7 protein-coding genes are annotated in these 12,723 nt (G+C 31.9%); 1 reads left to right on the top strand and 6 read right to left on the bottom strand.

Annotated features, from left to right (window positions below; genetic code table 11):
* Nucleotides 1–40: 40 nt before the first annotated feature.
* From adhE to COL3_RS00390, 5 genes are all read right to left on the bottom strand, one after another.
* Complete coding sequence (gene adhE / locus COL3_RS00410; RefSeq protein WP_008426739.1) at nt 41–2,662, bottom strand: bifunctional acetaldehyde-CoA/alcohol dehydrogenase; 2,622 nt, start codon at nt 2,660–2,662, stop codon at nt 41–43.
* Between the two features lie 440 nt (nt 2,663–3,102).
* A complete protein-coding gene (locus COL3_RS00405; protein ID WP_008426738.1) occupies nt 3,103–4,512 on the bottom strand; it encodes a PTS mannitol transporter subunit IICB in 1,410 nt (469 codons plus the stop codon).
* A gap of 267 nt (nt 4,513–4,779) precedes the next feature.
* Nucleotides 4,780–6,069 (bottom strand): TolC family protein, encoded by a 1,290-nt coding sequence (locus COL3_RS00400; RefSeq protein ID WP_008426737.1) that lies wholly within the window; start codon nt 6,067–6,069, stop codon nt 4,780–4,782.
* Between the two features lie 122 nt (nt 6,070–6,191).
* Entirely contained in the window at nt 6,192–9,278 is a 3,087-nt protein-coding gene (locus COL3_RS00395; protein WP_008426736.1) for an efflux RND transporter permease subunit, read from the bottom strand.
* Between the two features lie 12 nt (nt 9,279–9,290).
* On the bottom strand, nt 9,291–10,511 hold the full coding sequence (locus COL3_RS00390; RefSeq protein ID WP_008426735.1) for an efflux RND transporter periplasmic adaptor subunit: 1,221 nt from the start codon (nt 10,509–10,511) through the stop codon (nt 9,291–9,293).
* 331 nt (nt 10,512–10,842) lie between these two features.
* On the opposite strand from COL3_RS00390, the gene COL3_RS00385 reads away from it, so the two are divergent.
* Nucleotides 10,843–11,328 carry a MarR family transcriptional regulator gene (locus COL3_RS00385; RefSeq protein ID WP_008426734.1) on the top strand — a complete coding sequence of 162 codons (486 nt, stop codon included), beginning with the start codon at nt 10,843–10,845 and terminating at the stop codon, nt 11,326–11,328.
* A gap of 191 nt (nt 11,329–11,519) precedes the next feature.
* Here COL3_RS00385 and COL3_RS00380 read toward each other — a convergent pair whose 3' ends face one another.
* Complete coding sequence (locus COL3_RS00380; protein WP_008426733.1) at nt 11,520–12,656, bottom strand: PLP-dependent aspartate aminotransferase family protein; 1,137 nt, start codon at nt 12,654–12,656, stop codon at nt 11,520–11,522.
* Nucleotides 12,657–12,723: the final 67 nt, after the last annotated feature.

Below are 12,723 nucleotides of genomic sequence, written 5' to 3'. Positions count from 1 at the left end.
ACAATCAAAATTTTCAGGTGCCTAAACATTGATTTAAGAATTACTTTTCTGTTATTGCAACTTCTTCCTTAATTTCTTCTTTTTGATCATAAACATTAATAAACATTTGTTTTATTTCGCTCACTAATGGATATCTTGGATTTGCGCCTGTGCATAGATCATCAAAAGATAATTCAGACATCTTATATAAGGTAGCATAGAATTTCTTTTCTGATACCCCTGCTTCTTTAATTGTCATTGGCAGATTTAACTTCATCTTTAATTCATCTATAGCCTTGATTAATGCTTCTATCTTTTCGTCTTCTGTTTCTCCGCCTAATTGTAGATAATCCGCTATCTTAGCATATCTAGATTTAGCACTTGGATATTTATATTGTGGGAATGCAGTTTGCTTTCTTGGATCCTCTACTGAATTAAATCTGATTACTTCATTAATTAATAATGCATTTGCTGTTCCGTGTGGTACGTGATGTTCTGCACCTAGTTTATGCGCCATTGAGTGACATACTCCAAGGAATGCATTTGCAAATGCCATACCAGCTATTGTTGATGCATGAGCCATCTTTTCTCTTGCCTTTATATTAATTGTTCCTTCAGTGTATGCGATTGGTAAATATTTAAATATCAATCTTGCTGCTTCTAATGCTAAACCATTAGAATAATCTGACGCAAGCACCGATACATAAGCTTCTATTGCATGAACTAGAGCATCTATACCTGATGATGCCGTTAATCCTCTTGGCATATTCATCATTAATTCTGCATCAATGATAGCCATGTTAGGAGTTAATTGATAATCCGCTAATGGATATTTTACCCCTGTTTTTTCATCAGTGATAACAGCAAATGGTGTAACTTCTGAACCAGTACCTGCTGATGTTGGTACAGCAACAAAAGAAGCTTTTTTGCCAATCTTAGGCATATTGTAGATTCTCTTTCTGATATCCATAAATATCATTGCTAAATCTTCAAATGCAACATCTGGTTGTTCATAAAGAACCCACATGATTTTAGCAGCATCCATTGGTGAACCACCACCAACTGCTATTATTGTATCAGGTTCAAAGTTAAGCATTTCTTTAGCACCTTTTCTTGCGCTTTCAAGAGTTGGATCTGGCTGTACATCATAGAATATTCTATAGTCTACACCTATTTGTTCTAATACCTTAGTAACATTATCAAGAACTCCTAAATCGTACAAAATCTTATCCGTTACAATAAATGCTTTTTTCTTTTCCATATCCTTTAGTTCTTCAAGAGCCATTCCTAAACAACCATACTTAAAATAAATCTTTTCAGGAACCTTAAACCAAAGCATATTTTCTCTCCTTCTTGCCACGCTCTTAATATTTAATAAATGCTTAACTCCAACATTTTCTGATATTGAATTTCCACCCCAAGAACCGCAGCCTAAAGTAAATGATGGTGCTATTCTGAAGTTATATGTGTCACCTGCTGCACCGTGTGAAGCTGGCATATTAACAAATGTTCTTGAAGTTTTCATTGCTGCTCCAAAGGCTTCAATTCTATCTTTGCAAGTTAATTCATTGGTATATAGAACTGAAGTATGACCCATACCTCCGTATGCTAAAACCTTACAAGCTTTATCTAAAGCATCATCAAAAGTTTTTGCCTTATACATAGCTAAGACTGGAGATAATTTTTCATGAGATAATGGTTCTTCAGGTCCGATTAATTCTACTTCTCCAATTAATACTTTTGTATCTTCTGGAACTTCAATTCCAGCTAATTGTGCTATTCTAAAAGCTGATTGACCAACTATTTCTCCATTTACAGTACCATTAATCATTACTGTTTTTCTTACTTTGTCAACCTCATCACCTGTTAAAAAATAAGATCCTCTTTCGATAAACTCATTTTTAACTTCATCATAAATTTTATCTATTGCAATGATAGCTTGTTCTGATGCACAGATAACACCATTATCAAAAGTTTTTGAAAGAAGAATTGAGTTAACAGCCATTTTAATATGAGCAGTTTCATCAATTATAACTGGTGTATTACCTGCACCAACACCTAACGCTGGTTTACCTGATGAATAAGCCGCCTTAACCATTGCCGGACCACCAGTCGCAAGTGTAATATCAGCTTCTTTCATTACTATTCCTGAAAGTTCAATTGATGGTTCATCTATCCAGCCTATTATTCCTTCTGGAGCACCTGCTTTAACGGCTGCTTCAAGAACTATTCTAGCTGCTTCTATTGTTGATTTTTTTGCTCTTGGATGTGGTGAGAAGATTACACCATTTCTTGTTTTTAAAGATATTAATGCTTTAAATATAGCAGTAGATGTTGGATTAGTTGTTGGAACGATAGCTGCAACAACACCAATTGGTTCTGCAACTTTTGTGATACCAAAAGCATCATCTGTTTCCAAAACACCACAAGTCTTCTCATTTTTGTATTTATTATAAACATACTCAGAAGCTAAATGGTTCTTAATAACTTTATCTTCAAATATACCCATGCGAGATTCTTCTACAGCCATCTTAGCAAGTGGTATTCTTGCATCAAGTGCTGCCATTGCTGCTTCTCTAAAAATTTTGTCTACTTGTTCTTGTGTATAAGTAGCGTATTTCTTTTGAGCAGCTCTAATTTGCTCCATTTTCTTCTTTAATTGCTCAACATTTGTCACTTTCATTAATATTCTCCCCTTTTAATTTATTTAACATATCTGATTTATACTCAATTAGTGAACTTGGTTTATACTTTTTCAATAAGACTGTATGTACTTAAACATTGTTTGTTAATTATCAATCAATATTTTTGATCTTTTAAGAAAAAACTTTTGTTTTCTCCCATTAAATATTCTTAATTGGAAATAAAATTCAAACACCATTGATTATTTATTGAATAAATTATAATTTTTCTTTTAAACTATATTATCTTTTGTTTGTTACATTATCATTTTAATAAAGTAATTATTCCAAAATATTAAACTTTGATAATTTTTTAACTTACATGTGCAAAAAAAATACCCAGTATCATTACTTATATTTATAAATCTTACAACAAAGGACAATCACATCAATTGTCCTTTATTGCTAAGATTTTATAACCTGTTATTAGATTAACCTTTTGCTATTTTAATGTACTTATGAACTCATCATATTTTGAACGATCTAAGAAGTTCTTAATTGTAATTATATTAGCTGTATTTGCTGATTTTCTTGCTCTTTCAACTAGGTTTTCTTGAGTAAATACTACATCAGCATCTTGTGGAATACTATCAACTGATGAATGCTTAACAGCAACATCATTAATTCCGGCATCTTTTAAAGCTTTTTTAAGGATTGATTCTCCCATTGCAGAAGATCCCATACCTGCATCACAAGCAAATACTATTAACTTAACATCAGTTGTTGATATGTTAACTGTAGTTTCTGTAGCCTTTACACCTTTGCTTTCAGCTTTCATGTCTTTCATTTTAGCTTGAGCTTCATTAATGTCTTGTTCTTCTCCATTGTCTTTTGAAGCTTTAAGAATTATTGATCCAACTAAGAAAGATACGATTGCACCTACAACAACTCCTGCTAAAACAGATGCATATCCACCTTTAGGTGTCATAGCCATTACTGCAAAGATACTTCCTGGTGAAGCTGGTGCTTGAAGTCCTGCCCCAGTTAATACGAAAGTTAAATCTGCACAAATTCCTCCAGCTATTGCTGCTAATATTAATATTGGTTTCATCAAGATATATGGGAAGTATATTTCATGTATTCCTCCAAGGAAGTGAATGATTATAGCTCCTGGAGCTGATTGTTTTGCATTGCCTTTACCATAGAATGTATAAGCTAAAAGTATACCAAGACCTGGACCTGGATTTGCTTCAAGTAAGAAGAATATTGATTTACCTAATTCTTGTGCTTGTTGAATTCCAAGTGGAGATAATATACCATGGTTAATTGCATTGTTTAAAAATAATACCTTCGCTGGCTCAATAAATATATCGATTAAAGGTAAAAGTCCCATATTAGTAACTACAGTAGCCAAACTTCCTAATGTGTTTGAAAAAGCAGTAACCACTGGTTCAATACAAGTATAACCTATAAGTGATACGATTCCTCCAAAAATTCCAGCTGAAAAGTTATTAATTAACATTTCAAAACCTGTTGGAACTTTTCCTTCTAACAATTGATCCACTTTTTTGATAACATATCCACCAAATGGTCCCATAATCATTGCTCCTAAGAACATTGGAATAGAAGCTCCGACTACAACACCTGCAGTTGCTATTGCACCAACTACTGCTCCTCTTTGTCCATATACAAGCTTACCACCTGTATACCCAATAAGTAATGGTAATAAGTAAGTTATCATTGGACCTACTAGCTTTCCAAAGTATTCATTTGGAATCCATCCAGTAGGAATAAATAAAGCCGTAATTAAACCCCAAGCAATAAATGCACCGATGTTAGGTAATACCATACCACTTAAAAAACTACCTAATCTTTGTACGCTTCCTTTTAGAGACGATTTGTTAGTTTCCATAATAAAACCTCCATTTATTTTATTTATATACTTTAGTATTAGTTCTTTCAGTTATTATCTTATAGCATGTCTAAAACCTTTTCAATTTAAACAACTTCAAAATTGAGTTACGTTTTCAATGACAAATTTAAAATACAAAAAAAGTGTACCTATACTAACGCAGCATAAGTACACTTTCACCACTTTCACTAATTTTATGCATATATAAATTAGTTATATATATTAATGAATCAATCTCTACTAATTCTATTTTTAATGTAAAACAAACTACTTAGCGCTACTTTGTCCACTTGCACCAGAAGAAAGTGTCCAAGGCTTTTGAATCTCCTCTTTTAAAGTATTATATCCATCAATAGCACTTCTTAATTGAATGTCTAAGTCCAAACTATTAACAACTAAAGCGTCATAATCAGATTTAGTCATTAATCCTAAATCATATTTAAGCTTCGCATTACTAAGTTGTTTATTTGTTAATTCTATATTCTGCTTTATATAATTGATATTATCTTCTGTTGTAAGAAGGTTGGTATATAATGTTCTTAAAGTATCCTTTAATTGCTTTTTAGTATCATTTAAAGTTGTTTCAGCTGTATAAACACCTAATTTAGTATTTAAATATGCTAAACGCCCTGACAAAGCATTTGTATAGGCACTTTTCTTTTTTTCGTACGTATTATAATCATTCATATATTGATCGAAAGTTTCACTACTTCCTATTGTTGGCATTGTAGCACTATCAGATGTATTTTTTGCAGTATTTACATCATCTTCAGTCACTTGATTATTTGAATCATTATAATAATCTTTATTAAGCTTACTTAATTGCTCTTTATATTTTAATTCTGAATCTATAACATTATCTAGATATTCATCTACAGAACCATCTATTTTAAATGCCTCATATTTAATATCTTGCTCTAAGCTATATAGTGTTACATCTTTACCAGTTAATACTTTAAAGCTATATTCTGCATCCTTCAATGCGTTTTGACTAGATTTTAGTGCATTTTGTAAATTTTCAACTTGAAGTGCTGTGGCTTGTAAATCAAGAGTTGTTGTAATTCCTAAACTTTGCTTTAGTTTTGCATTATTCAATTGTGTGTTTTTAACCGCTATATCCTTTGTCGCCTTATCTATCTTCATTTGGCTTGTAACAATGCCATTATAAGCAGTTGTAGTTTTTTGTATTAGTGAATCTTCATCAAAATCTCTTTGTTGCTTAAGTTGATTTAATGTATTATCACGAGTATCATCATTAAGATCCTTCTTATCACCACTAACGCCAGTATTGTCGTCCATTTTTTCATTAAGATCATTAATCTTATCCTGATAATTTATCTTCTTTTCATCAAGAGCCAATGTATCACTATTGCTAATAGCTGCATTTATTGCATCTTTTAAAGTTAGAAGTGGTTTTCCATTTACTATTTGTGTTCCTGCAATAGCAGTTGTTGCAGTTTGTTGTGTAGTATCTGCCGCAAATGCTGGTATGATACTTCCGCTCATAATACTTACTCCTATTGCAAAAGCAACTAATTTATTTATATTCTTTCTCATGTATATTCTCCTCTTCACTAAATTTTTGTCTTACTATATAATACATTTTTCTTAATACTTGTAGGGACCATATCTAAAATTAAATTAAATTTTAGCATGGTCTTTTTAAAAATTTCACATGTTTATAAGCTTAAATTTGTTTCTTCACTATCTTTTGACACTTTCTTTTGAAATACTCTTCTAAATCTTCTCTTTAAACCATCAAGTAACGTGTATATTATTGGTACTACAAACAATGTCAATATTGTTGATGTAATTAATCCTCCGATTATTGCTTGTGCCATTGGTTTACGCATCTCAGTACCTGCTCCTGTAGCTAATGCTGTAGGAATCATACCAAATATCATAGCTAAAGTAGTCATTACTATTGGACGCAATCTTACAAGTCCAGCTTGTACCAAAGCTTCATTTCGCGGCATGCCTTTTTTTATTCTCTCCTTAGCGGCATCAACAAGCAAGATACCATTTTTCGCAACAAGTCCCATAAGCATTATTGTACCTATTAAGGCTACCATACTTAATTGACTTCCGCAAACAAATAGCCCTAGTATTGCTCCAATAATCGCAAGTGGTAATGCAAACATTATAGCTATCGGATCAACAAAACTTTCAAATTGAGCTGCCATAATTAAATATAAAAATAAAATTGACAAAACTGCATTCTGTTCCATACTAACCATGCTCTTTTGCATGCTTCCATTTGATCCTCCAATAGATAATGAAACTCCTTCCGGCATCTCACTTTTTATCTTAGCCAAATATTGATCTTGGAAAGTACCTGTAGCTGCACCTTTAACATTAGTTGAGAGTTCCACTTGTGCCTGCTTGTTATATCTGTGCAATGTTGAAGAAGTGGTTCCAATAACTTTTTTAGTTACCTGAGTTATAGGAATCAGCTTGCCACTTGAGCTTGAAACATAAATTTCATTAAGATCATTAATATTACTACGTTCATCATCCTGCAATAGAACTTTAACATCATACCTATCTGTTCCACCATCATATTTAGTTACAGTTGAACCATTAAATAGCGTAGTCAAAGTATTGGCAACGTCTGAAGCATTAACTCCTAAATCAGCTGCTTTATCACGATCCACATCAATCTTTACTTCTGGTCTACCCGAACTGGTATTAATGCCCACATCACTTGCTTGTGGATCTTTTGCCATATCTGCTTTTATTTTTTCTGCAAAAGCTTGAACTTTTTCTCTATCACTTCCAACAAGATCATAAGTTACATCTTTAGACGATCTTCCACCGCCTCCCATAGATGGTGCCGTTACTGTAACCTCCATTCCTGGAAGCCCCTTTAAATCAGTTCTAAGTTTCTCAGCTATATCTCTTGCACTATCCTTACGTTGCTTTTTATCAACTAATGTAATATTAATTGACGTACTTCCACTAGTTACAGTTGAATAAATATATTGAACCTCTGGATTTTTCTTAACAATTTCTTCAAGCTGTTTTGTTTTCTGTTCTGCATTATTTAAGGTTATTCCTGCATCAAAGTCTGCACTAACAGTTAATTGTCCTTTATCTGTTGAAGGCATCATAGCAAAACCTAACACTGGAACAATAAATATACTTCCAACAAACATACCTGCACAAGCAATTAAAACTATCAGTCTTCTATGAAGAAGAAAAGCCAAAAGATGTGAATACTTCTCAGCTAAAACATCAAATTTATCATTAAACCATCTAAAGAACTTACCAATAAAGGTTTTGCCTTCCTTTTTCCCTTCCTTAAGCATTTTGGATGACAACATAGGTACAAGAGTAAAGGATACAAATAATGAAATCGCCATACTAAAAACAATTGTAAGCGCAAATTCAATGAAGAACTTTCCAAGCATTCCTTCTATCATTGCCATAGGTAAAAATACGGCAATAACAGCTGAAGTTGTTGCTATTACTGCAAAACCAATTTCCGATGTAGCCTCTCTGGCAGCATCTATTGCTGATTTTCCCATATGCAGATGTCGTACAATATTTTCTATAACAACTATAGCATCATCAATCAAAAGACCTACTGCCAATGACAGCGCCATTAAAGACATTGTATTTAATGAGAAGTTCATCTGTTTCAGACAAATAAATGTAGTTATTATTGAAATTGGAAGAGACAATGCACTTATAAGAGTACTTTCCCATTCATTTAGAAACAAGAATACAATGATAACTGCCAATATACATCCTTGTTGAATAGTTTTCATAACATCATTTACTGTATCTTGTATTGAGGTTGAATTATCACTAACTACTTCAACCTTCATATCCTTAGGCAATGACGATTTAACTTTATTTAATGCTGCTTTAACGTCTTTTGCAACTTCAACAGTATTAGAACCAGATTGCTTAATTATGTCAATACCGATTGATGGATTTCCTTGATAATAAGCCTGGCTTGTTCTCTCCACAATGCCATCTTCAACCGTTGCAATATCTTTAACTCTAATTTCTTTACCATTTTTATTAGATACTAAAATATTCTTAAAATCTTCTACTTTTTGTATTTTACTGGTTGTAGTAATAGAGATTTCATTATCTCCATCTATAACTTTTCCGGTAGACTGGTCAATATTATCACTTTTAATACTATTAATCACAGCACTTGAAGTAAGGCCATATTGTTGTAACTTATTATTATCTAATTTTATATGAATTTCCCTTGTATCTTCACCAGATACATTTATTGCTCCAACACCTGAAACTGCATACAACTTTGGCTTTAGAGTGTTATCTACAAAATCTGCCATTTCCTGATTATTACTTGAACCATAAACAGCTATAGATATAATAGACGTTGCAGACATATCAAACTTTGAAATGACCGGATCATCTGCATCTGTTGGTAATTGCCCTCTAACACTTGAAATTTTATCTCTAACCTCCTGTGCTGCAATTTCTCCATCCTTACTTAAATCAAACTCTATTACAGTTTGTGAAGATCCTGAATTTACAGTTGAAGTTATATTTTGAACCCCTGAAATCTGCTGTACTGCATCCTCTACCTTTTTAGTTATTTTACTTTCGATTGCTTCCGGCGTTGCCCCATTTTCTGTAACTCTAACTGACACATAAGGCAAATCAGCATCTGGCATATCATTAATTGCAAGCTTTCCATAAGATACGTATCCTAAAATAGTAAGGACAATCATTACAACTGAAATAAATACGGGCCTTTTAATACTAATATTTGCAATATTCATTTGTCATCCCCCCTATTTAGAAGCTGTGTCTTCAGCACCGCCATCTTGTTTAGAAACTGCATCTATAGAATCACCATCCTGTAGCGTACTTGTATTTGTACAAATTATTTGATCTCCATTTTTGATACCAGATGTTATTTCTACATTATTATCGTTAGTTTCTCCAATAGTAACTTTTATTTTTTTGGCAGTTCCATTATCATTTATAAATACTGAATAATTACCTTCATTTCCAACCAAAGCATTTACTGGTACTGTAATCACTTCAATCTTTTGATCACTTACAAGAGTTACTTTTCCATAAGTTCCAGGTAATAACGATTTATCGCTATTATCTATTTTTATTTTACAATTAAAAACTCTAGAAGTTGTATCAGCTGATAAATCCATATTTTGTACAGTCCCATCATATGTCCTATCGCTTCCGTCAACTTTAATCGTAGCTGCTTGTCCTATTTTTACGCTATTTACCTTGTCTTGCGGTACTTGTATTGTTGCATATACAGATGAAATATCATTGATTTTTGATAGTACTCCACCTTGAGTTGCCATCTGTCCAATATTTAAACTTTTATCACTTATCACACCACTTATAGGCGACTTAATTACTGTATTCTTTAAATTATCCTGGTAATTTGCTATAGTCACTTTTTGTGCTTCAATATTAGCTTGAGATGTCCCAATACTTGCATTTCCAGAATCATAGTCAGCTTTTGCATTGTTTAAAGTTTTTTCAGCAGCTTCAAAATCCGCTTGCGATATTGCGTTACCTTCAAAAAGAGTTTTTTGCCTATCATAGTTACGTTGCGCATCATCTAAATTCACTTTAAACTTTTCTAAAGATGCTTTTGAGGAATTTAATTGATTCTCATATACTTGCAATTGAGCTTGTGCAGTTTTTATACTATTTTGTATATCTTGGTCATCTAAGGTAGCTATTGTATCACCCGCATTTACGTATTGGCCATTTTCAATTGATACTGAAACAACCTTTGCTGATATCTTGCTTGTTATAATACCTTGCTGATATGCTTCTAATGTAGCTTTATATGTATCCCCAAAATTTTTCTCTGTTGTTGCAACAGTCTGTACCTCAACTGATGTTTTAGCTGCAACAGCTACTGTATTAGTATTTTTTTTACTTGCCGATAGTTTATTTTTAGCTACAACAGCACAACCTATTACGGCCATAACAATTACTGCATATATAACTATTTTTTTTACGTTTTTCATTCCCTGTCCCCCTATTTACAATAAATTTCTTATATCTTAGTTAGTTTTATAAACTAAATGTAAAACTTTATCCAATACGAAAAAACAAAAAGTATTCCATTAAACTAATAATAAGTTAAATATATTATCTTTTCCTTAATTAATACTTAATTCCAACTTATATTTTTTATAATTTTTTTGTTTATTTTTAAATTATTATACTAATATATTCTAATCATATATTGATTATATTTTTATAACTATTATAAGTCAATAATCTTTTCTATTGTTTTCAAATTGTTAATAGTTTATAATTTACTCATAAATTAACTTAGGAAGGATTTGTTTGAATATGGATAAAGATAATTTATTTAAAGTTGCCGATTCCTTAGTTAACTTTTTATGGATTGTTAAAAAGTATATACTTAAGGAAAATGATATAGCTAAAAATTTTCATTCTCCATCAAAGGAATTAGAAAATTGTATTCCTGGTTTTTCTATTCCTCCATCGCATATAAAGGTTATTTTTTATCTTGCAGAGGTTAAATCATCTCCTATCTCACAAATTGCAGATAACTTAAATATATCAAAACCTAATATGACTCCAATCATTGATAACTTAATTAGTTATGGATTAGTTAATAGATATCCTGATCCTAATGATAGAAGAATTTTAAGAGTTGAACTTACTTCAAAAGCTTGTGAATTGCTAGATGCTTTTCGTATTGCAATTAGCAAATCATTTGCTGATAAAATCTCAACTCTTTCTGATGATGAGATAATTATGTTGAACGATTCTATATCAAACCTTATAACTATATTGAAAAAGTTGAAGTAAAATTTTCTCATTATTACTAACTATAAAGCAAAATATATAATTAGATAATATCTTTATATTTTCTATTTCTTCACTTATATTTTACTGAATTAAATAGAATTATTTTATCAACCAAAAGTATGATTAAAGGGATGATTAATTCAATCATCCCCTTAATCATTTATATTATATTATTACCAATGCTTCACAATTTATTTTTCCATCGCCTCTTTAAATGATTCTATTAAATCATCAATATCCTCTAGACCTACAGAAACTCTTATTAGTGTATCTGTTATCCCAAGTTCTTCTCTTTCTTCTTTTGGAATTGAGGCATGACTCATTTTAGCTGGATATGAAACTATAGTTTCTACACTACCTAAACTTACTGCCACAGCTACGTTTTTAACATTATTTAAGAAAACTTTAGTTCTCTCAAAAGTTTTAAATTTAAATGATAGCACTGCGCCAGCACCATCCGCTTGCTCTAAGTGCAACTCTCTTCCTTCCATAGAAGGTAATCCAAGATAATATACCTTTTCTACTTCTTCTCTTGATTCAAGCCATTCTGCTAACTTTTGAGCACTTTTTTGAAGTGCATCTAATCTAACTTTTAAGGTTTTAATGCCTCTAACTAAAAGCCATGAGTCTTGCGGTCCAAGAACTGCTCCGAAAGTATTTTGTATTTGATAAATTCTATCCCCAAGCTCTTTTGTTTTAGCTACAACAAGACCTGCTATAACATCACTGTGCCCCCCAAGGAACTTAGTTGCACTATGTACAACTATATCAACACCCAGTTCTAATGGTCTTTGAAGATATGGTGACATAAATGTGTTATCTACTATTGTAATTGAATTGTTTTCTTTGGCTAATCTACTAGCTGCTCTCAAGTCTATTACCTTTAATAATGGATTTGAAGGTGTTTCTAAATACAATCCCTTCGTATTTTCCTTAAATGATTGTTTTATTTCTTCAATATTTGAAGCATCTACAAAAGTAAATTGAATATTAAACCTTGAAAATAATTTTGTAGCTGCTCTATATGTACCACCATAAACGTCCCCACAGATTATAATGTGATCTCCTGCTGAAAATATTGATAATACAGAGCAAATAGCTGCCATCCCTGAAGCAAATGCAAATCCACACTCACCGCCTTCAAGCTCTGCTATTAATTTTTCCACTACGTCTCTAGTTGGATTTCCCGACCTTGCGTAATCATATTTACCAAAATTCTCTATATCAAATTGATGAAATGTTGATGTTTGATATATTGGAGTACTTACAGAACCTGTTGTAGGATCTATATCTCCACTTGCATGTATTAATTTAGTTCCGAAATTCATAATTTGCCCCTCTTTCTTTCAGTTAACAATTTATAATTTTCAAAAAGTCTCTGACTTTTTTCCTTAA

The organism is Clostridium sp. LS (assembly GCF_002760435.1).
In the GTDB taxonomy this organism is placed as follows: domain Bacteria; phylum Bacillota; class Clostridia; order Clostridiales; family Clostridiaceae; genus Clostridium.
Note: the sequence above shows the minus strand (reverse complement) of the source record. Positions and strands in the feature narration are given on the sequence as shown.